A 21,619-nucleotide genomic window follows, 5' to 3' on the forward strand; every position below is an offset into this window, starting at 1 on the left:
TTGGCGATCTTTTTCTTGTGGAGTTAGGCTACAGCGACGCTGGGGCGAGCGCCCCGGCAAACGCTTAATTCAAAACAAGGAGAAAAAGCATGAGCGATACAATTCCAAGCTGCGAGGCCTGTAGACCTGACGCCGAAAAGGTAGATCCGGCGAAACTTGAGAAGTACTTGAGTCAGGTGCCCGAGTGGCGTTTGGAAGAGCGTAACGGCGTGCAAATGATCAGCCGCGACTACAAATTCAAAAACTTCGCTTTGGCGTTAGAGTTCACCAACAAAGTTGGCGCTATTGCTGAGGAAATTAACCACCACCCTGAACTGGTGACCGAGTGGGGTAAGGTCAGGGTTACCTGGTGGAGTCATACTATTAAAGGTCTGCATGAGTTGGACTTTGCGATGGCTAAGCGGTGCGAAGCAGTCTTTAACGCATAGAGGTCTGTCGCGTCCCGCTGGCGTCTCACAGCTGGTAGGAAAATAATGGAAAGAACATATCGACTGGTAATCGCCTGTCCTGATCGGGTCGGCATTGTTGCGAAAGTAACCACATTTCTGGCTACTTATAATGGCTGGCTGACCGAAGCGAGCCATCATTCTGATCCAACCAACGGCTGGTTCTATATGAGGAATGAGATAAAAGCGAGCTCGCTCCCTTTTGATCTGAACTCATTTCGCATAGCGTTTGAGCCAATCGCCCGGGAGTTCCAGATGTGCTGGCATGTGGCGGACTCGCAGCAACCCAAGCGTATTGTTCTGATGGCGAGCAAGGAGTCTCACTGTCTGGCGGACTTGCTGCATCGCTGGCATGCGAAAGAAATGGATGGAGAGATTGTCGGGGTTATCTCCAATCATGATGACTTGCGTCGCATGGTGGAGTGGCATGACATTCCCTATTATCACGTGCCGGTGGATGCAGATGACAAGTCCGTCGCATTCGCTGAGGTGGAGCGATTGGTGGATGCGCTGGATGCAGAGGTCGTCGTTCTTGCGCGCTACATGCAGATTCTGCCGCCGGAGCTGTGCGACAGGTACACGGGGCGCATCATCAATATCCATCACAGCTTCCTGCCGTCTTTCGCGGGCGCTCGTCCGTACCATCAGGCGTACAAGCGTGGCGTCAAGTTGATCGGCGCAACCTGTCATTACGTCACTCAGGATCTGGATGAAGGTCCAATTATTGAGCAGGATGTGATCAGGGTGAATCACAGCGATACCATTGAAGACATGGTGCGGCTGGGGAAAGATGTAGAGAAGCAAGTGCTTGCGCGAGGCTTGCGCTATCACCTGGAGGACCGGGTGATTGTTCATGAGAACAAGACCATCGTATTTGAATAAGGTCATTATTGACTGACATCAAACCCGGGGCGTTCGCTCCGGGCTCATGAGTTGGCGTTTCAGGTATATGGGCGTATCTTTAAGGTATCAGCGTAATTAAAGGAAGACGCTGACAGGGCGGTTAACAATAACCATCAGCAAATGCCTGCCTTAGGAGAGTCCCATGTTGCGATCCGTGAAAGTGCGCGATTATATGACCACTAATTTGGTTGTATTTTCCCCTGAAACAGAATTGTTTGAAGCCATTCATAAACTCCTTAAAAACAGTATTTCCGGCGCCCCTGTCGTAGATGGCAGGGGGAATCTTGTGGGGATGTTGTCGGAAGTGGATTGCCTGAAAAGCATCCTGAGTGGTAGTTATTACGACTACGAATCTCTGGGCGGCACTGTTGCTGAGTATATGACCGTGGATGTGGATGTCGTCGGGCCGGAGGAGGACATTCTTGCTGTCAGTGAGCGCTTCATTAATGATCGTCGGCGTCGCTTTCCTGTAGTGGAAGAGGGGAAGTTGGTGGGGCAAATCAGTCGTAAGGACGTGCTGCGCGCTGTTGCGGACTTTGTCGCCCCCCAGCGGTTTCATCAGTCGGCCTGACTCGCTAAAAAGAGTGGCGCGCGTTGGCTGATGCGCGCCGCCAACTAGCCTCTCCTGTTGCTGGAGGGAGCGCTTTTTTGCGCCTAAAAAATATCTTATTCTCGCCCTAATTAACTTCGTTGCCGCCGCCTTCTATGCTAGACTTGACCGCTTGTGGCGCAGCCCTTGGTCGAGTAAAGAGTGTGCGATTACATGCCGCTTGAACTGACTCCCCGCCGGGTTCAACGACTGCAAGACGAGCGAACCAGGGTTTGGACAGACTGTGGGTAGAACAAGAACCGAACTATCCTTTCTAGAATAGGTTATTGCTATATTATGGCTGAACTCGCCAAAGAAATACTTCCCGTCAATATTGAAGATGAACTGAAACAATCCTACCTCGACTACGCGATGAGCGTTATCGTAGGCCGTGCCTTGCCGGACGCGCGAGACGGCCTCAAGCCGGTGCATCGCCGCGTTTTGTTTGCGATGAACGAGTTGGGGAACGATTGGAACAAGGCCTATAAGAAATCCGCCCGTGTGGTCGGTGACGTCATCGGTAAATATCACCCCCATGGCGACTCCGCCGTATACGACACCATTGTGCGTATGGCGCAGCCATTCTCGCTGCGATACACCCTGGTGGACGGGCAGGGCAACTTCGGCTCCATCGACGGCGATAGCGCAGCGGCAATGCGTTATACGGAAATCCGTATGGAGAAGATCGCCCATGAAATGCTGGCCGATCTCGATAAAGAAACGGTCGACTTCGCCCCTAACTACGATGGCTCTGAGCAGATTCCCGTCGTACTGCCGACCAAAGTGCCCAATCTCTTGGTGAATGGGTCCTCAGGCATCGCGGTAGGGATGGCGACGAACATTCCTCCTCATAACCTGACCGAAGTGGTCAATGGATGCCTTGCTTACCTGGATAACAGTGATATAACCATCGATGAGCTGATGGAGTTTATTCCGGGACCTGACTTTCCCACTGCCGCCATCATTAATGGTCGCGCGGGGATTTTGGAGGCGTACCGCACTGGTCGTGGCCGGATTTATATTCGCGCGCGCTATGAAATTGAGCAGGACAAGAAAACCAGTAAGGAAACGATTGTAATCACTGAGATTCCTTATCAGGTTAACAAGGCCAAGCTGGTTGAGAAAATCGCTGAGCTGGTCAAAGAGAAAAAGGTTGAAGGCATCACCGAGCTGCGTGATGAATCCAGTAAGGAAGGGATGAGGGTGGTTATTGAGTTGCGTCGCGGTGAAAACGCGGACGTGCTCATGAACAACCTGTTCGCCCTTACGCCCCTGGAAACGGTATTCGGCATCAATATGGTCGCCTTGATTAATGGCGAGCCCAAGCTGCTGAACCTGAAAGACTGTATTGAATGCTTCGTGCGTCACCGCCGTGAAGTGGTGACGCGCCGGACCATTTACGAGTTGCGTAAAGCCCGTGAGCGCGGCCATATCCTGGAAGGTCAGGCGGTTGCGTTGGCGAACATCGATCCGGTTATCGCTGTTATCAAGGCTTCTTCCACTGGCGCGGAAGCCAAAGAACGTTTGATGGCGCAAGGCTGGTCTCCGGGTGCGGTGACAGGCATGCTGGAGCGCGCAGGCGAAGACGCCTGTCGTCCTGATGACTTGGCGCCTGAATTTGGTCTGCGTGATGGCCTGTATTTTCTGTCTGAAGTGCAGGCGCAATCTATTCTGGACTTGCGTCTGCAAAAGCTGACTGGTCTGGAAATTGAAAAAATTAACGACGAGTACCGCAGCATCATCGAGCAAATTGCTGAATTGCTGGAGATTCTGCAGAATCCAGAGCGTCTGATGGAGGTTATCCGTGAAGAGCTGGAAGCTGTCCGCGAAGAATTTGGCGACGCTCGCGTAACGGAAATTACCGCTTCCAAGCGAGATCTTACGATTGCTGACCTGATCGCCGAAGAAGACATGGTGGTTACGTTGTCTCACAAAGGCTACGCGAAGACTCAGCCGCTGGAAGCGTATCAGGCGCAGAAACGAGGCGGCAAAGGTAAGGCTGCGACGGCGATTCGCGACGAAGATTTTGTCGAGAAGCTTTTGATCGCCAGCTCTCACGATACGATTTTGTGTTTCACCTCTCACGGTAAACTGTATTGGCTTAAGACCTATGAAATTCCTCAGGCAAGCCGTACTGCCCGTGGTCGTCCGATCGTAAATATTCTGCCGCTGGCGGAAGATGAGCGCATCACTACCATGTTGCCGGTGCGTGAATACGCGGCTGATCACTATGTATTCATGGCCACCCGTCAGGGGACCGTCAAGAAAACGCCATTAGAGAACTTCTCGCGTCCTCGCAGTAGCGGCTTGATCGCTTTGGCGCTGGATGAAGGCGATATGCTTATCGGCGCAGCCATTACCGATGGTAAGAAAGACGTCATGCTGTTCAGCAGCAGCGGTAAAGCCATTCGCTTCAATGAAGACGACGTGCGACCAATGGGGCGTACTGCTCGCGGGGTTAGAGGCATTCGGATGGCGGAAGGGCAAACTGTCGTTTCCCTTATCATTCCGCAAGAAGATGCATTCATCCTCACTGCAAGTCGTAAAGGCTACGGTAAGCGGACTGCGGTGTCGGAGTTCCCTGTATACGGGCGTGGAGGCCAGGGTGTTATCGCTATCCAGTGCTCTGAACGGAATGGCGACCTAGTAAGCGCGGTACAGGTAATCAGCGGCGATCAGCTTATGTTAATCAGTAACCAGGGAACATTGGTGCGGACTCGTTCGGACGAAGTCTCTATCGTCGGAAGAAATACTCAGGGCGTGCGATTGATTCGTCTGTCTGAATCGGAAGACTTGGTTGGCGTAGAGCGGATTGCAGAGCCGGAGGAAGACGAAAATGACTTCCAGGGCGAAGAAGGTGAAGGCGCTGAAGCCGCTGAAGCCATTGGTAGTGATGAGTTGGACTCTGGCGCATCAGGTGAGGAAGGCTCCGAGGCGGAAGAATAACTTTCGCTTCGGTTGGCTTGTCTGAGAAGTTTATTTGACCAAATACCGGAGAGCGGCCTGTATGGCTGATAGAAAGTTTAATTTTTGCGCGGGCCCTTCCGCGCTGCCTACGGAAGTGTTGTTGCAGGCTCAGGCGGAACTGCTCGATTGGCGGGGTAAAGGCCTGTCAATTATGGAGATGAGCCATCGCAGTGACGATTTTGTCTCTGTGGCGGTTGAGGCGGAACGTGACTTTCGCGAACTGATGTCTGTGCCTGACAATTACAAGGTTCTCTTTGTGCAGGGTGGCGCTGCGACCCAGTTTGCGTCAGTGCCGCTTAATCTGCTGAAGCTTGGCGCTGAAGCGGATTATATCGACACGGGTATTTGGTCGAAGAAGGCGATTGCTGAAGCGGGGCGCTACCTTAAGGTGAATGTTGCCGCGTCAGCTAAAGATAATGGCTATTCCCGCATTCCTGCTCGCAGTGAGTGGCGTTTGAGTGAAAGTGCAGGTTATGTGCACTACACGCCAAATGAAACGATTGGCGGCGTTGAGTTTCTCGATATTCCTGACGTGGGTGATAAACCCTTGGTGGCGGATATGTCTTCCACCATATTGTCCCGTCCTGTGGATATCAGTCGCTTCGGGGTGATATACGCTGGCGCGCAGAAGAATATTGGGCCTGCTGGTCTGACCTTGGTTATCGTGCGGGAAGACTTGCTGGGGTATGCATCCGACAGTCTGCCCACCATGCTGAACTATAAAGTGGCCAGTGAAAACGACTCCATGGTCAATACTCCGCCTACTTTTTCCTGGTACTTGGCTGGCCTGGTATTCAAGTGGCTAAAAGGAAAAGGCGGAGTGCAGGCTATGGAAGCGATTAACTGCCGCAAAGCTGGCAAGCTCTATTCATACATAGACGACAGCGAGTTTTACGCGAACCCGATAGACCTGTCTTGCCGCTCTTGGATGAATGTGCCTTTTACCCTGAAAGACGACAGCCTGGATCAGAAGTTTCTACAAGAAGCGGAAGAGGCTGGTTTGCTTAATTTGCAAGGGCATCGTTCTGTTGGAGGGATGCGCGCCAGTTTGTATAACGCATTGCCGGAAGAGGCGGTGGATGCGCTGGTTGGGTTTATGCAAGATTTCGCCGGGAGGAACGCCTGATTCATGACCTCTGAGCAGACCGAACTCGCCAAGCTGCGCGAACGAATAGATCAGATTGACCGTCAACTATTGGCGTTGATTTGTGAGCGGGCCAAGTGCGCGCAAAATGTCGCGGAAGTGAAAATGCGCGGCAATACAGGGCAGGATGTCGTATTTTATCGCCCAGAGCGGGAAGCTCAGGTTTTACGGAAAATAATGGACGATAACCCGGGGCCGCTGAGTGATGAAGAGGTGGCCAGGCTATTTCGGGAAGTTATGTCTGCCTGTCTTGCCCTGGAAGCGCCATTGCATATCGCGTTTCTAGGGCCTGAGGGGGCCTTTACTCATGCGGCTGCGCTCAAGCACTTTGGACATTCCGGTGTTTGTCTTCCTCATTACGCTATTGATGAGGTTTTTCGCGAGGTCGAAGCAGGGGCTGCTCATTACGGCGTAGTCCCGGTGGAAACCTCCAATGAAGGTGTGATCAGCCACACTCTGGATGTGTTTGTTAATTCGCCTCTGCTGATCTGCGGTGAGGTGGAGGTGCGCACTCACCACTTCTTGATAGCCCCAGAACAAGTTGATGCCGCTGATATCAAGGTTGTTTACTCCTTGGCGCAGTCATTTTCTTTGTGCCGGCAGTGGCTGGATGAAAAGTGGCCGGGGGTGGAGCGTATTGCGGTGCCCAGCCATGCGGACGCTGTAAAACGGGCGTCTGAGCGTCAGGATGCAGCTGCAGTAGCTGGTGAGCACTGCGCCAGACTGTATGGTATGAAAGTGCTGGCGAAAAATATCGAAGATCATCCTGATCAGATCGCCAGGTATTTGATTATTGGTAAAAATTCGGCTCCGCCAAGTGGGGATGACAAAACATCTCTGATGGTTACCATTCGCGATGAGCCGGGCGCTCTGTACAAGATGCTGGGCGTGTTTCATCGTCAAAATCTGAGCCTGACGAGAATTGATTCGCGTCCCGCCCTCAGTGGCGCACGTCGCTATCACTTCTTTGTGGACTTTATCGGCCATAAAGATCTGCCAGAGGTTGGTGTGGCGATTCAGGAGTTATCCCGGGACGCTCTTGACGTGCGATGTCTGGGGTCGTATCCCAAAGGCGTGCTTTAGGCGCGCCCTCCGCCGGTCTCAGTAGGTTGGCTTTTTTGATACCTTAGCCCTTGAGGGCGTTTCAATTTATTCTTTATACGGACATGGCTGCCAAGCGCGCCTGATTAACAATGTTGCAATCCCGAGTTAAATGTTTGGCTGTTGTCGGACTGGGTCTGATCGGCGGTTCTTTAGCCAAGGCTGTGAAAGAGCGCAGTTTGGCGGAGAAAGTAATTGGTTATGATCGGCGCGATTCTGAGGCTGCATTAGCCGTGCGTTTGGGGGTTGTTGATGAGGCTGCCCCGGATCTTGTCACGCTTGCTTCACGGGCGGATGTCATTGTTTTGGCGGTGCCGGTTGGCGCGGTCGCTCCAGTGTTGGAGGAAATGAGATCGGCTTTGCGAAGCGATCACATTCTGACGGATGTGGGAAGTGTGAAAGGTGAGATAGAAAAAGCCTTTATCTCTGTATTTGGTGAAATGCCAGCGAATGCTGTGCTGGGGCACCCTATCGCTGGCTCTGAAAAGAGCGGCGTTCAGGCCGCTAATAGTGCTTTGTTTGAGAATCATAAAACCATATTGACGCCGGTTCCGGTGACGGACTCTCATGCGCTGGGAGTGGTGGCGGCTCTGTGGCGCGGCATGGGGGCGGAAGTGCTCTTCATGTCGGTGGCTCACCATGATGAGGTGTTGGCTGCAACCAGTCACTTGCCTCACTTGATCGCTTTTTCGCTGGTCGATACGCTGGCGGGGGCGGATGATAATAAAGAAATATTTCGCTATGCGGCGGGCGGCTTCAGGGATTTTACCCGAATTGCCGCCAGCGACCCGGTGATGTGGCGGGACGTTTACCTGACTAACCGGGATGCGGTGCTGAAAGTGTTGGATGCGTTTGACGCGGATTTAAAAAAGCTGCGCAGCGCTATTGCTGATGGGGACGGACAAACGTTACTTGGTGTGTTCACCCGGGCCCGGGCGGCCCGCGAACATTTCACAAAAATGCTTGAAGGAAAGGCTTACAAGACTGATATGGCTAACAATGTGACCTACGTTGCCGGGAAAGGCGGTCCGGTGTGCGGCGATATTCGCGTGCCCGGAGATAAATCGATGTCCCATCGCTCCATCATGTTGGGTTCGCTGGCGGAAGGCGTTACGGAAATTGAAGGTTTTCTTGAAGGGGAGGACGCTCTGGCCACCCTGCAGGCCTTCCGGGATATGGGTGTCGTCATTGAGGGGCCGGATCGCGGTTCAGTAAGAATAAATGGCGTGGGCATGCACGGCCTGAAACAGCCGCCAGGGCCTCTGTATTTGGGTAACTCCGGAACTTCCATGCGTTTGCTTGCAGGTTTGTTGAGTGGTCAGTCGTTCGATGTTGAACTGACAGGCGATGAGTCCTTGTCCAAGCGGCCTATGGAGCGGGTTGCAAAGCCGCTGCGGGAAATGGGTGCGGAAATCTCCACATCTGAGGGCGGACGCCCCCCTGTCAAAATTAAAGGCGGCTCCAAGCTACACGGCATTCATTATGACATGCCTGTCGCCAGCGCCCAGGTTAAGTCCAGTCTGGTTCTCGCAGGTCTTTATGCAGAGGGTGAAACCTCTGTGACGGAGCCTGCGCCTACCCGGGATCATAGCGAGCGAATGCTGCGTGGTTTTGGTTATCCTGTGGATGTGAATGGCTCCAAGGTGACGATTGAGGGCGGCCATAGACTGAACGCTACCAAAATCGATGTTCCTTCGGATATCTCTTCCGCTGCGTTTTTCCTAGTTGCAGCGAGCATTACTCCCGGCTCGGATCTGACCTTGCGCCATGTCGGCGTCAATCCGACTCGTGTTGGCGTTATTAGTATTCTTAAGTTGATGGGCGCCGACATTGAGTTGTCCAACCACAAAGAAGTGGGCGGTGAGCCGGTGGCTGACATCCGTGTACGCTATGCTCCCTTAAAAGGAATTCGCATTCCAGAGGACCAGGTGCCTTTGGCGATTGATGAGTTTCCGGTTCTGTTTATCGCTGCCGTGTGCGCTGAGGGAGAAACTGTGTTGAGTGGCGCGGAAGAGTTGCGGGTCAAGGAAAGCGACCGTATTCAAACCATGGCGGATGGTCTGGCGGCGCTGGGAGTCGGTAGCGAAGTAAAAGAGGACGGTATTGTATTGCGTGGCGCGGAAATCGGCGGCGGCGCAGTAGATAGTCATGGCGATCATCGCATAGCAATGGCTTTTGCCGTAGCGTCTTTAAGAGCTACCGGCGCTATTGTTATTAAAGATTGCGCTAACGTCGCTACGTCATTCCCTAGCTTCACGACTCTGGCGAATGAGGTTGGTTTTAATCTTCGGACTGAGGAGACAGCATGAAGGTGAGTTCTGGCATTCCTGTCATCACCCTTGATGGTCCCTCTGGCTCAGGCAAGGGAACCATCGCGCAGCTGACTGCGCGGGCGTTGGGATGGAATATTCTGGACTCCGGCGCACTGTATCGACTGACCGCCTTGAGCGCTGAGCGGCAAAGTGTTGATTTGGCTGATGAAGGCGCTGTGGCGAAAGTCGCTGAAACCTTGGATGTGCGTTTTGAAGCGGGAACTCCTGGTCAGCCGGTGTCCGTTATTTTAATGGGCGACGACGTGACTCTGGAAATCCGGACGGAAACCTGTGGCGCTATGGCCTCACGGGTGGCTGCGTACCCTTTGGTGCGCGCCGCTTTGTTGCAGCGGCAGCGGGACTTTCAGTCCGCGCCGGGGTTGGTGGCGGACGGGCGAGACATGGGGACGGTCGTGTTTCCTGACGCTCAATGTAAGATATTTATGACTGCAAGCGCCGAAGTAAGGGCGCGGCGAAGATATGATCAGTTGAAGCAGCAAGGCGAGAGTGTTAAAATTTCGCACCTTTTAAAAGAGATAAAGGAACGCGATGAGCGTGACACGAATCGGTCAAACGCTCCTTTGCGACCTGCGGATGACGCCGTAGTCCTTGATACTTCTGACTTTTCGGTGGATGAGGTGTTGGAGAAAGTACTCCAGATCTGGTCTTCCCGTCAATCCTGAGTGTCCATCACTACGGTAAATTAATTAACCGGTGATCTTTTTTCGGGAGTATGCCAGTAATGCCCGGAATAAGATTTTAATCGAACAGACCGTGCTTGCTGGCCGCGCGGATGAAAATGTTCAACAGGAAACACAATGAGCGAGAGCTTTGCTGAGCTTTTTGAAGAAAGTTTAAAACAAATTGATATGAAACCCGGCTCTATTGTTAAGGGCGTAGTGGTTGATATCGATGAAGACTGGGTTACTGTAAACGCAGGCCTTAAGTCCGAGGGTGTAATCCCTGTAGCACAGTTCCTGAACGAGAAAGGGGAACTGAATCTGCAAGTCGGCGACGAAGTTGAGGTTGCTCTCGACGCAGTTGAAGACGGCTTTGGCGAAACCCGCCTGTCTCGCGAAAAAGCGAAGCGTGCGGAAGCCTGGAAAGATCTTGAAAAAGCTTTCGAAGCAAACGAAGTTGTTAACGGCGTTATCAACGGCAAGGTCAAAGGTGGTTTCACTGTTGAACTGGGCGGCATCCGCGCATTCCTTCCTGGTTCCTTGGTAGATGTGCGTCCTATTCGCGACACTGCGCATCTGGAAGGAAAGGATCTCGAATTCAAAGTTATCAAGCTGGATCAAAAGCGTAACAACGTAGTTGTTTCACGCCGTGCGGTTCTGGAAGCGGAAAACAGCGCTGAGCGTGACGCTCTGCTGCAAACTCTGCAGGAAGGTATGGAAGTCAAAGGTATCGTTAAGAACCTGACTGACTACGGCGCATTCGTTGATCTGGGTGGTGTTGACGGTCTGTTGCACATCACTGACATGGCTTGGAAGCGTATCAAGCATCCTAGCGAAATCGTTAACGTTGGCGACGAAATCACCGTTAAGGTGTTGAAGTTCGATCGTGAGCGTAATCGCGTATCTCTGGGTCTGAAACAGCTGGGCGAAGATCCATGGGTTGCTATCAAAGAGCGTTACCCAGAGAACACCCGCGTTACTGCGCGCGTTACCAATCTGACTGACTACGGCTGCTTTGCTGAGTTGGAAGAAGGCGTTGAAGGTCTGGTTCACGTTTCAGAAATGGATTGGACCAACAAAAACATTCACCCATCCAAAGTTGTTCAATTGGGCGACGAACTGGAAGTGATGGTTCTGGATATCGACGAAGAGCGTCGTCGTATCTCTCTGGGTATCAAGCAGTGTCACGCTAACCCATGGGAAGAGTTCTCCGGCAACTTCAACAAGGGCGACCGTATCTCCGGTAAGATCAAGTCTATTACTGACTTCGGTATCTTCCTTGGTCTGGAAGGCGGCATCGACGGTCTGGTTCACCTGTCCGACATTTCTTGGAACGAGCCAGGCGAAGAAGCTGTTCGCAAGTACAAGAAGGGCGACGACCTAGAGACTGTGATCCTGTCTATCGATCCTGAGCGTGAGCGTATCTCTCTGGGGATCAAGCAGCTGGAAAGCGACCCATTTGCTGAGTTCACTCAGTTGAATGAGAAAGGCTCTATCGTTACTGGTACTGTTAAGTCCGTTGACGCCAAAGCTGCTGTGATCGCTCTGAACGACGAGGTTGAAGCAACTCTGAAAGCGTCTGAAATCAGCCGCGATAAAGTTGAAGACGCTCGCAACGTGCTGAAAGAAGGCGACGAAGTTGAAGCGAAAATCATCAGCGTTGACCGTAAAAACCGCGTGATCAACCTTTCCATCAAGTCCAAGGACATTGATGAAGAGAAGCAGGCGATTCGCGATGTCAAAGAGAAGCAAACTGAAGCTCAAGGTCCGACCACTATCGGTGATCTGATCAAAGAGCAATTGCAGCAGCAACAGTAATTTCTCTTAGATATATTCTCTAAAAAAACGGGCTATATGCCCGTTTTTTTTGTGTTTTTTTAAATCTTTAACTACACTTCTGACGAAGGCTACGATAAGGAAGCTTCTATGACCAAATCAGAGTTAGTCGAGATTATTGCGCAAAAACAACCACAACTTTCGATAAAAGACGTTGAGCTCGCGGTTAAAACGATCATAGAGTACATGTCACAATCTCTGTCCCAGGGGCAGCGCATAGAAATACGGGGATTCGGCAGTTTTAGTCTCCATTATCGCGCTCCACGGGTAGGGCGTAATCCCAAAACAGGTGAGACTGTTCATCTTCCTGCGAAGTATGTACCGCACTTCAAGCCTGGTAAGGAATTGAGAGATGAGGTTAACGCAAGTCTCAAGGCCGGTTATTAATCGCCGGCGTCAAACCGCTAATTAATTGTAAGTGCACGTTTTTCTATGCCTGACATCAAATCCAGGTATGGTAAGATAGTGCACCCAATTAGACCGGTTCGGGTGCGCTAATGTCCAAGCTTAAAAAAATCTTTTTGCTATGCCTTATCTTCCTGATGGTGATTGTTGGTGTAGTATTTGTGCTGCTGAATAATTCCAAGCTGGAGCTAGACCTCTTCTTCTACCACACGGGGCCTGTGAACGTTTCCATTCTGATCGGGTTGGCGTTTGTTGTAGGGTTTCTATTGGGGATGGCGGTAACTAGTTTGACCGTTCTGAAGTTGAAAATTTTCGGTAAAAAAGGGCGTGATCGCGCCATAAAGTCATCTACGCAGGTTGTCGCCAGCAAATCATAAGGGCTTATGGAATACCTTGGCCAATTGTTGTTAATTGCCGTTGCAATAGGCATTGGTTGGCTGATCTGTTTTATTCAGGGGCGAGTTGGTCAGACTGCCAGAGCTATTAGGCGGGGCGGCGAATATCCTAAGTCCTTGCAATATCTTTTTGAGGCGTATGATGCGCCGACTCTGGACTCTTTTGTTCAGGAGTTAGAGATAAATCAGCATACGGTTCAGCTTCACCTCTCAATCGCCAACTTCTTTCGCCGCAAGGGCGAAATCGAGAAAGCGACGGCGATCCATCAGAATCTTCTTTCACATCCAGACGCAAGAATCAAACACGGTGAGCAGCTTACTTATGAGCTGGCTCAGGACTATATGTTTGTTGGTCTGTATGACAGGGCTGAAGCTCTTTTCATTGAGCTGGCGGCGTCCCGGCAGTGGCGGAAGCTGAGTACCGAGTGTCTTCTTGAAATCTATGAGCACGAAAAGGAATGGGGAGTTGCACGTGAGCGCGCTTTAACGCTGGACGTTAAGCGGGATCGAGACGTGCAGGTGCGGCTGGCTCAATACTGTTGTGAGATGGCTGAGCGCAGTATGCGGCGTAAGGAATATTCAGACGCAACACGCCATCTTCGAGAGGCGCTGATGTATGACAAATTTTGCGCTAGAGCAAGTATTCAAGTGGCTCAGGTTTGTGTCGCCACGGAGCAGTATCCTGAAGCGCTGGCGGAATTGAAGCGTATTGAGCAGCAGAATCCAATGTTTCTCTCGGAAGTCGTTGGGTTGGTGAAAGAGATATGCGAAAAGCTTAATGAGCGGGAGCGACTGCTGAAAATACTCCAAAGAATGTGGGATCTGCAGCCGTCAGCGAAAGTAATGATTGCGTTGTCCGGCGCTCTCAACGAAAACGAGAATACGGAAGAGGCGATAGAGTTTCTTTTGGGGCAGTTGAATGCTCATCCTACTCTTGGTGGCGTGAAAGCGTTGTTGGTGTTGTTGGCTCCTTATGCGGACCCTGAGCCCAAGCGTTGGATTATGATTGTGAAAGGGGTGCTGGAGACGCTTTTGGAGAAGAATCACTCCTATTTATGTGAAAGTTGTGGCTTTTCGGGGCGTCATTTGCACTGGCAGTGTCCCAGTTGCAAAAAATGGGGAGTGGTGAAGCCGTTGCCTTGGGTGTAGGTTTGGCGCGGTTAGCGGTTGGGTTATGGTAATAAGTGACGTGAGAGAAAGGTGAGACGATGGTAAGTGGACCAAGAGTCGTGGTGGCTTTGGACTTTTCTGATAGAAAGCAGCTTGATGAGTTTGTCGCCAAGCTTGATCCAGGTTTATGCCGACTTAAGGTTGGCAAAGAGCTGTTTACAACATTTGGGCCCGCTATAGTTGAGCAATTGCAGGTGCGCGGCTTTGAGGTATTTCTAGACCTCAAGTTTCATGATATTCCCAATACAACGGCGCAGGCGGTGAAAGCAGCGGCTGGTTTGGGGGTATGGATGGTGAACGTGCATGCGTCCGGTGGCAGAAGAATGATGGAGGCGTGTCGCGAGGTGTTGGAGCAAGGATCTCATGCGCTGTTGCTGATTGCTGTTACGATGCTAACCAGCTTGAGTGATGAGGAGATCGTTGAGATAGGGTTTCCCTGCTCAGCTCAAGAGATGGTCGGCAGGCTTGCGGGTTTGGCGCAAAGTAGCGGAATGGATGGCGTGGTGTGTTCTGCTCAAGAGGCTCCCTTGTTGCGTCGTGCGCACGGCGAGGAATTTTGCTTGGTAACGCCGGGCATCAGACCTGCCGCGGCTGCGGCGGATGATCAGACGCGAATTGTTACTCCAGCTCAGGCGATTCTAGATGGAAGCTCATATTTGGTCGTGGGAAGACCTGTTACCCGAGCGTTAAATCCTCTGGATGCATTGCAGCAGATCGTCAAAGAAATTGAGTCGGTCTAAATTGGAGTTAGCTGTTGGTGGGCGAGGAGGGCTTCTTCTCGTCGACCGAAGGCGTGTAGATAAAGATGAGCTTAATTTAGGCAATAAAAAAAGGCTGGTAAAACCAGCCTTTTTAAATTTGGCTCCCCGAGCTGGACTCGAACCAGCGACCCAATGATTAACAGTCATTTGCTCTACCAACTGAGCTATCAGGGAATGAAACCGTTAGTGGCGCGTATAATAATGACCTTTAATTTAAAGGTCAACACTTCGGAAGTGGTTTTTCTTTAGTGTTTTCAGCAAATAAAAAGCCCGCTGAGCCGCGGGCTTTTTAACGCTCTTGAAGACTGTCTTAAGCGTTTATTTGATCGCTTTCGCGATGCGCTCCATGGCTTGTTCCAGATTTTGCATGCTGGTGGCGAAGGAGATACGCAAATGTCCAGGCGCGCCAAAAGCGGAGCCTGGAACCAGGGCGACGCCTGCTTCGGTCAGCAGATACTCAGCCAAGTCCAGATCGTTATAGATATTCTCCATGTGCTCGATCACGCCTTGGAACCCAGGGAATGCGTAAAAGGTTCCGTCCACGGGCAGGCAAGTTACGCCGGGCATGTCGTTAAAGGCTTTAACGACAAAGTCGTGACGTTTCTTGAACTCTTTTACCATTTCTCCAATGCACTCCTGTGGGCCGTTCAGCGCGGCGGCTGCGGCGGCTTGGGAGATGGAGCAGGGGTTGGACGTGCTTTGCGACTGGATTTTTTTCATGGCCGCGATCGCTTTGGCGGGGCCCGCCGCGTAACCGATGCGCCAGCCGGTCATGGAGTAAGCTTTGGAAACGCCATTCAGGACAAAAGTGCGGTCGTAAAGGTCTGGGCATACACTCAAAATATTGACGAAATCTTCTCCAGTCCACAGCGTATGCTCATACATATCGTCTGTCGCCACCATCACAGAAGGATGTTTGCGCAGCACTTCGCCCAAAGCGGACAGTTCTTCTTTGCTATAGGCCATGCCGGTTGGGTTGGAAGGGCTGTTCAGTACTACCAGGCGGGTTTTGCTGGTGATTGCAGCGTCCAACTGCTCCGCAGTGATTTTGAACCGCGTCGCTTCGGTGGTCTCAATGATGACCGGCTTACCGTCCGCGACAATAACCATGTCGGGGTAAGAGACCCAGTAAGGCGCGGGGATAATGACTTCGTCACCTTCGTCCAAAAGAGCCAAAGCAAGATTGAAAAAGCTTTGCTTGCCCCCACTGGAGACCAAAATCTGGTTGGCTTCGTAATTCAGGTTATTATCGCGTTGGAATTTGCTGATAATCGCGTTCTTTAGTGCAGGGGTTCCATCGACTGCGGTATATTTGGTCTGGCCCGCGTTAATCGCGGCGATAGCGGCGTCCTTAATATGCTGGGGGGTATCAAAATCAGGTTCTCCGGCGCCTAAACCAATAATATCTTTCCCGGCGGCTTTGAGTTCCGCCGCGCGGTTGGTGACAGCCAGAGTGGGAGAGGGTTTGATTGCTTGAACACGGCGTGAGAGATCGATTTCCAACGGAGTAATTCCTCGATTTTGGTGGTTAAGCTTGGTAAGTTGGCCAATGGCTTGAATTAAGGCGAACGGCGCGCCCAATCAATGGCCAAACGGTATAATTCTACAATGTCGTCGATTCATACGTAAGTGAGTAATGCAAAAGTTTCAGCTTAAAGCGAATTATCAGCCGGCGGGCGATCAGCCCGGCGCCATCGCCGGCTTAGTGGATGGACTGCGCGATGGTCTGCTGCACCAGACGTTGCTGGGTGTTACCGGCTCAGGGAAAACATTCACCATGGCTAATGTCATTGCGGAAATGCAGCGGCCCGCTATGGTGATGGCTCACAACAAAACCCTGGCGGCGCAGTTGTATGGAGAGTTCAAAGAGTTTTTCCCAGATAACGCAGTGGAATACTTTGTCTCCTACTATGATTACTATCAGCCGGAAGCTTACGTGCCGTCTTCCGACACCTATATCGAAAAAGACTCCTCTATTAACGATCATATTGAGCAAATGCGTCTGTCGGCCACCAAAGCGCTGATGGAGCGTAAAGATGTGGTGATCGTCGCCACTGTCTCCGCGATCTATGGTTTGGGCGATCCGCAGTCCTACAAAAAGATGATGTTGCACCTGGATCGAGGCGATAAGGTTGATCAGCGATCTTTGTTGCGCCGGCTGGCGGAATTGCAGTACACACGCAACGACCTGGAGTTGCACCGGGCTAACTACCGGGTGAGGGGGGACGTCATTGATGTCTTTCCTGCGGAATCTGAATCGGACGCGCTACGTATTGAGCTGTTTGACGACGAAATTGAATCGCTGTCCTGGTTTGACCCTTTAACGGGAGAAGTATACCGGCGCGTGCCGCGGGCGACTATCTATCCGAAAACCCACTATGCCACGCCGCGCCAGGTCATACTGGATGCGACGGATCAAATAAAGACGGAGTTGCAGGAGCGTTTGCAGCAGTTTCGCGGTTCCAGCAAGCTGCTGGAGGCTCAGCGGCTGGAAGAGCGCACCAAGTATGATCTGGAGATGATGTTCGAGCTGGGTTACTGCAACGGCATAGAGAACTACTCCCGGTATCTGTCCGGCCGTCAGGCGGGAGAGCCGCCGCCGACCTTATTTGATTATCTACCTTCCGATTCCCTGCTATTTATCGATGAATCTCACGTGACGATTCCGCAGATCGGCGCCATGTATCGCGGCGACCGCTCCCGTAAGGAAACGTTGGTATCTTATGGATTCCGGTTGCCCTCTGCGTTGGATAACCGTCCTTTACGCTTTGATGAGTGGGAGCGTCTGGCTCCGCAAATGATTTTTGTGTCGGCGACGCCCGGTAATTATGAAGCCGATCATCAAGGACAAGTAGTTGAGCAAGTCGTGCGTCCCACCGGCCTGGTCGACCCGGAAATAGAAGTATTGCCGGCCTCCACTCAGGTTGATGATCTGTTAGGACAGATCCATGATCGGGTGGAGCGCAACGAGCGTGTGTTGGTGACCACACTGACCAAGAGAATGGCGGAGGATTTAACGGACTTCCTGTTGGATAAAGGCATTCGCGTGCGTTATCTGCACTCGGATGTGGAAACTGTCGAGCGGGTGGAGATCATTCGCGATTTGCGCTTAGGCGAGTTTGACGTGCTGGTGGGCATCAACTTGCTGCGTGAAGGTTTGGACATGCCGGAGGTTTCCCTGGTCGCTATTTTGGATGCGGATAAAGAAGGCTTCCTGCGTTCAGATCGTTCACTGATTCAGACTATCGGCCGGGCGGCGCGGAACGTACGCGGCAAAGCGATCTTATATGCGGATAAAATCACTGGCTCCATGCAGCGAGCGATGGATGAAACCGAGCGTCGGCGTAATAAACAGATCAGCTATAACGAAGAGCATGGCGTTGTGCCACGCGGGTTGGACAAGAAAGTCGCCGACATCATGGAAGGCGCGCGGGTTCCTGGCTCCAAGAAAGGCGCGTCACAGCGCAGAGTGGCGGAAACAGCTTCTTCCTATAATGTAGAAACCGAAGCGAGAACGCCGCAGGAATACGCGAAAATGATACAGAAGCTGGAAACCGCTATGTACGAAGCCGCCCGTAATCTGGAGTTTGAGAAAGCCGCGCAGTTGCGGGATCAACTCAAAGAACTGAAAGAAAAAGGCCTGCAATAAAAGAAGAAGTAATGGCGTTATTACAACTATATTGGCCCTACCTGACGGCGGGGGGGATAGGGCTTGCTCTCGCGCTTCTTGCGTTGATGGGGATGATGAGGCAACGCCGGCAGCGAAGAGAACTTGAGCTGCGCAATGCCCAATTAATGGAAAAGCTCTTGGCTCGTGAGGACGAAGTGGCGCGTCTTCAGGATGCGTGTGCGGAAAAAACGCAACGCTGTGAGTCCCTGCAACGGGAAGTTGGTTTGCTGCAACAAAGTAATGCAGCGGTGAAGGCGCGGATGGAGTCTATCCATGAGCGTTATGTCAGCGCGGAGGCGGCAACCAGAGACAAAGACGCTGATTTATCTGAGTTAACGCAAGCGCTTAGCGCCGCTCAGAGTGAGCTGGCGTCCTTGAAAACCGCCGCAGCGAAGGAGCAGTTACATCATCAGGAGAAGCTGAAGTTGTTGGAAGCGTCGCGTGAGGCGCTGACGCAGGAATTTCAACTGTTGGCGAATCGCATCTTCGAAAATAGCACGCAGAAACTGTCCGAGTTCAGCCAGAACAATCTGAAGACCATTCTCGACCCCTTGAATACACAGTTGAATGACTTCCGTAAGAAAGTGGAAGACGTGTATGACAAGGAAGCGCAGCAGCGTTTCTCGTTATCTGCGGAAATTAAAAAGCTGCAAACGCTGAATGAGCGCATCAGTGATGACGCTATTAAGTTGACCAATGCGCTGAAAGGCGATAATAAGGCGGCTGGAACCTGGGGAGAAGTCATTCTGGAGCGCATCCTGGAGCGTTCCGGGCTGGTGAAAGGGCGCGAGTACGAAGTGCAGAGCGCTCAGAGAAATGAAGCCGGGCGCCGTATTCAACCGGATGTGATTATTCGTCTTCCAGAGAATAAAAATGTTGTCGTCGACTCGAAAGTCAGTCTGGTGGCCTATGAGCAATACCATAACGCTACGGACGACAGCGCCCGCATGGACTACCTGAAACAGCATGTATTGTCTGTGCGACAACATATTAAGGGGTTGAGCGGTAAGCGCTATCAAGACGCTTTAGGTCTGAACTCCTTGGATTTTGTGCTGCTGTTTATCCCCATCGAAGGCGCCTTTGCGGCAGCGGTGCAGGGGGACCAAAGCCTGTTCAATGAAGCGTTTCAACAGAATGTGGTGATCGTCTCTCCTTCGACGCTTCTCGCGACTTTACGCACCATTCACAATATCTGGCGCTATGAGCATCAGTCGCAAAATGCGCAGGAAATCGCGCGGCAGGCTGGTTATTTGTACGACAAGTTCGTCAATTTCGTGCAGGATCTGGAGGAGGTAGGCCAGCGTTTGCAGCAGACGCAAGGCGCCTATGATACGGCTATGGGACGCTTGGCCACAGGGCGAGGCAATTTGATTACCCGGGTGGAGAAGCTGAAGCAGTTGGGCGCCCGCGCCGGTAAGCAATTGAGTGAATCTACACTGCAGCGGGCGCAAATGTCGGAAGAGGGCGACTCCAGAACGGCGTCTCTCTCACTCGGTGACGGCGCCGGATTATGACGGAATGGTTTGCGGGCCTTTCCTGGCTCGAAGTCGCAACGCTGCTGGGCAGCAGTTTTCTGGGCTCAATGTTGACCGCCGCGCTTGGTGTTGGCGGCGGCGCGTTTCTGATTGCCGTAATGGCGGATGTCGTGCCGCCGTTAGCCCTGATTCCTTTGCATGGCATTGTGCAAATGGGCTCCAACGCCAGTCGGGCCGCCTTGACCCGCAAACATATTCAATCGCGTACAATCGCCTACTTTTTGAGCGGCGCTCTCGTGGCGGCGCTCGCCGCAGTTTGGCTATTGGGGCGCGTCGACCCCGCCTGGATTCCTCCGTTGGTGGCGCTTTTCATCATCTGGCTGTGCTGGGGACCCATTCCTGAACTGGGATTGGGGAAAACCAAAGCAGGTTTGTTTTGCGGCGGTTTGTTGACGACACTGGCTACAATGATCGTTGGCGCAACCGGTCCCCTCGTGTCCGCCTGGCTCGGGCGTAGCGGCGTCGACCGCTGGACCTACACCGCTAACTTTTCCAGTTGTATGACAGCGCAACATTTGTTGAAAATTATGGTGTTCGGGTTAGCGGGGTTTGTTTTCACTCCCTGGCTTCCTTTGCTGGGTTTGATGGTGCTGGCGGGGTTTTTAGGCACCAAAGTCGGCTTGAAAATACTCGGTAAACTGCCCGAAGCGCGTTTTAAATCACTGTTCAAATGGGTGCTGACGTTGTTGGCGCTGCGTTTGTTGTGGCTATGGTGGCGAGGATTCTCCGCCTGAAACGCTGAACTCTGAAGTTGAATTCAGCCAGGGTTCAGGTAAGAAAGGATGTAATAGCGATAGTAATGATAACTCCGCCTGGGCGCTGACGATGCGTCTCAGGTGGGAGATGAATAACCCAGAGTGGTTGAGGTGGTTTAATGGAAACCTATGATAGTTTGGTCTCCACAATTGCATTAATGATGGGCGTGTCCTGGGCCAGCGGCGTGAACCTGTACGCCGCAGTGCTGATGCTGGGGCTGGGCGGCGCCACCGGACATATCGATTTGCCGCCGGATTTGCAGACTCTGCAGGACCCGCTGGTGATCGCAGCTGCCGGATTTATGTACTGTGTGGAGTTTTTCGCGGACAAAACCCCTGGCGTGGACAGTGGTTGGGATGCGCTGCATACCTTTATTCGTATTCCTGCCGGCGCTGTGCTGGCGGCGGGCGCAGTGGGTGATATTTCACCGGCGTTGCAGATCGCGGCTGGATTGGTCGGCGCCTCAATGGCGGCGACGTCTCACGCTACGAAGGCCGGAACGCGCCTGGCGATCAATACTTCTCCTGAGCCGTTCACCAATTGGGCAGCCTCGATTGGCGAAGACGTCATGGTTTTGGCCGGTTTGTGGGCGGCGCTGAATCACCCCTTTATCTTCTTGGTGCTATTGGGGCTGTTTATTGCATTGGCGATCTGGCTGCTGCCGAAACTATGGCGGTTCCTGAAGCTGGTGTTGCGCAAGATTGGCGGATTTCTGGGGCTGGTGGATAAAGATAAGGAGCCTTCTCTTTCAGTGGGGAGTTATCAATTTGGCTCCTTTTCCGCTGCGTCTGGTTCTTCTACACCCGGCGATGCTGACTTTACGACGCCAAATCCCGCGATTGAGGATAATCTCAGTCGGATTAAGAAGTTAAAGGAGTTATTGGACGCTGGCGCGCTCACACAGGAAGAGTTTGAGGCGGAGAAAAAGCGCATACTTGGGCCTTAGCCA

The 21,619-nt window shown here is 52.3% G+C and carries 18 protein-coding genes and 1 tRNA gene; 17 read left to right on the plus strand and 2 right to left on the minus strand.

The window, feature by feature from the left end; translation table 11 throughout:
* Positions 1 to 89 precede the first annotated feature (89 nt).
* From ONV78_RS12210 to pyrF, 13 genes are all read left to right on the plus strand, one after another.
* Complete coding sequence (locus tag ONV78_RS12210; protein WP_011398741.1) at positions 90 to 428, plus strand: 4a-hydroxytetrahydrobiopterin dehydratase; 339 nt, start codon at positions 90 to 92, stop codon at positions 426 to 428.
* Positions 429 to 473: 45 nt separating this feature from the next.
* Positions 474 to 1,328 carry a formyltetrahydrofolate deformylase gene (gene purU, locus ONV78_RS12215; protein ID WP_216737296.1) on the plus strand — a complete coding sequence of 285 codons (855 nt, stop codon included), beginning with the start codon at positions 474 to 476 and terminating at the stop codon, positions 1,326 to 1,328.
* A gap of 163 nt (positions 1,329 to 1,491) precedes the next feature.
* A complete protein-coding gene (locus ONV78_RS12220) occupies positions 1,492 to 1,920 on the plus strand; it encodes a CBS domain-containing protein (RefSeq protein ID WP_216737295.1) in 429 nt (142 codons plus the stop codon).
* A gap of 315 nt (positions 1,921 to 2,235) precedes the next feature.
* On the plus strand, positions 2,236 to 4,884 hold the full coding sequence (gene gyrA, locus ONV78_RS12225) for a DNA gyrase subunit A (protein WP_279503399.1): 2,649 nt from the start codon (positions 2,236 to 2,238) through the stop codon (positions 4,882 to 4,884).
* A gap of 61 nt (positions 4,885 to 4,945) precedes the next feature.
* Positions 4,946 to 6,031, plus strand: coding sequence for a 3-phosphoserine/phosphohydroxythreonine transaminase (gene serC, locus ONV78_RS12230; protein ID WP_279503400.1), 1,086 nt, complete (start codon positions 4,946 to 4,948; stop codon positions 6,029 to 6,031).
* A gap of 3 nt (positions 6,032 to 6,034) precedes the next feature.
* Positions 6,035 to 7,132 (plus strand): prephenate dehydratase, encoded by a 1,098-nt coding sequence (gene pheA, locus ONV78_RS12235; protein WP_216737292.1) that lies wholly within the window; start codon positions 6,035 to 6,037, stop codon positions 7,130 to 7,132.
* A 110-nt stretch (positions 7,133 to 7,242) separates the two neighbouring features.
* Complete coding sequence (locus ONV78_RS12240) at positions 7,243 to 9,459, plus strand: bifunctional prephenate dehydrogenase/3-phosphoshikimate 1-carboxyvinyltransferase (RefSeq protein ID WP_279503401.1); 2,217 nt, start codon at positions 7,243 to 7,245, stop codon at positions 9,457 to 9,459.
* Entirely contained in the window at positions 9,456 to 10,145 is a 690-nt protein-coding gene (cmk, locus tag ONV78_RS12245) for a (d)CMP kinase (protein ID WP_279503402.1), read from the plus strand. Before ONV78_RS12240 ends, cmk begins: the two co-directional genes overlap by 4 nt.
* 135 nt (positions 10,146 to 10,280) lie before the next feature.
* Positions 10,281 to 11,960, plus strand: coding sequence for a 30S ribosomal protein S1 (rpsA, locus tag ONV78_RS12250; RefSeq protein WP_216737289.1), 1,680 nt, complete (start codon positions 10,281 to 10,283; stop codon positions 11,958 to 11,960).
* 108 nt (positions 11,961 to 12,068) lie between these two features.
* Positions 12,069 to 12,365, plus strand: coding sequence for an integration host factor subunit beta (locus ONV78_RS12255; protein ID WP_011398732.1), 297 nt, complete (start codon positions 12,069 to 12,071; stop codon positions 12,363 to 12,365).
* A 110-nt stretch (positions 12,366 to 12,475) separates the two neighbouring features.
* The gene (locus ONV78_RS12260; RefSeq protein ID WP_216737288.1) at positions 12,476 to 12,760 is read left to right on the plus strand and encodes a lipopolysaccharide assembly protein LapA domain-containing protein; all 285 of its coding nucleotides are present in this window, start codon (positions 12,476 to 12,478) and stop codon (positions 12,758 to 12,760) included.
* A gap of 6 nt (positions 12,761 to 12,766) precedes the next feature.
* Positions 12,767 to 13,927, plus strand: coding sequence for a lipopolysaccharide assembly protein LapB (lapB, locus tag ONV78_RS12265; protein ID WP_279503404.1), 1,161 nt, complete (start codon positions 12,767 to 12,769; stop codon positions 13,925 to 13,927).
* Positions 13,928 to 13,986: 59 nt separating this feature from the next.
* A complete protein-coding gene (gene pyrF, locus ONV78_RS12270; RefSeq protein WP_279503406.1) occupies positions 13,987 to 14,688 on the plus strand; it encodes an orotidine-5'-phosphate decarboxylase in 702 nt (233 codons plus the stop codon).
* A 119-nt stretch (positions 14,689 to 14,807) separates the two neighbouring features.
* On the opposite strand, the gene ONV78_RS12275 is transcribed toward pyrF, so the two are convergent.
* A tRNA-Asn gene (locus ONV78_RS12275) sits at positions 14,808 to 14,883 on the minus strand.
* Between the two features lie 144 nt (positions 14,884 to 15,027).
* Positions 15,028 to 16,212, minus strand: a complete 1,185-nt coding sequence (locus tag ONV78_RS12280; RefSeq protein ID WP_279503407.1) for a pyridoxal phosphate-dependent aminotransferase — start codon at positions 16,210 to 16,212, stop codon at positions 15,028 to 15,030.
* A gap of 133 nt (positions 16,213 to 16,345) precedes the next feature.
* Here ONV78_RS12280 and uvrB point away from each other — a divergent pair, with 133 nt between their 5' ends.
* The 4 genes from uvrB to ONV78_RS12300 all read left to right on the plus strand — a co-directional run bounded on the left by uvrB (position 16,346) and on the right by ONV78_RS12300 (position 21,616).
* Positions 16,346 to 18,358 (plus strand): excinuclease ABC subunit UvrB, encoded by a 2,013-nt coding sequence (uvrB, locus tag ONV78_RS12285; RefSeq protein WP_216737285.1) that lies wholly within the window; start codon positions 16,346 to 16,348, stop codon positions 18,356 to 18,358.
* Positions 18,359 to 18,369: 11 nt separating this feature from the next.
* Positions 18,370 to 19,893: a DNA recombination protein RmuC gene (gene rmuC, locus ONV78_RS12290; RefSeq protein WP_279503409.1), complete on the plus strand. Its 1,524-nt coding sequence runs from the start codon at positions 18,370 to 18,372 to the stop codon at positions 19,891 to 19,893.
* Positions 19,890 to 20,648 (plus strand): sulfite exporter TauE/SafE family protein, encoded by a 759-nt coding sequence (locus tag ONV78_RS12295; protein ID WP_279503410.1) that lies wholly within the window; start codon positions 19,890 to 19,892, stop codon positions 20,646 to 20,648. The genes rmuC and ONV78_RS12295 overlap by 4 nt, the downstream gene beginning before the upstream one ends.
* A gap of 140 nt (positions 20,649 to 20,788) precedes the next feature.
* Positions 20,789 to 21,616, plus strand: coding sequence for a DUF4126 family protein (locus ONV78_RS12300; protein ID WP_279503412.1), 828 nt, complete (start codon positions 20,789 to 20,791; stop codon positions 21,614 to 21,616).
* Positions 21,617 to 21,619 lie beyond the last annotated feature (3 nt).

It is taken from the genome of Hahella sp. CR1, from assembly GCF_029813005.1.
Taxonomy (GTDB): domain Bacteria; phylum Pseudomonadota; class Gammaproteobacteria; order Pseudomonadales; family Oleiphilaceae; genus Hahella.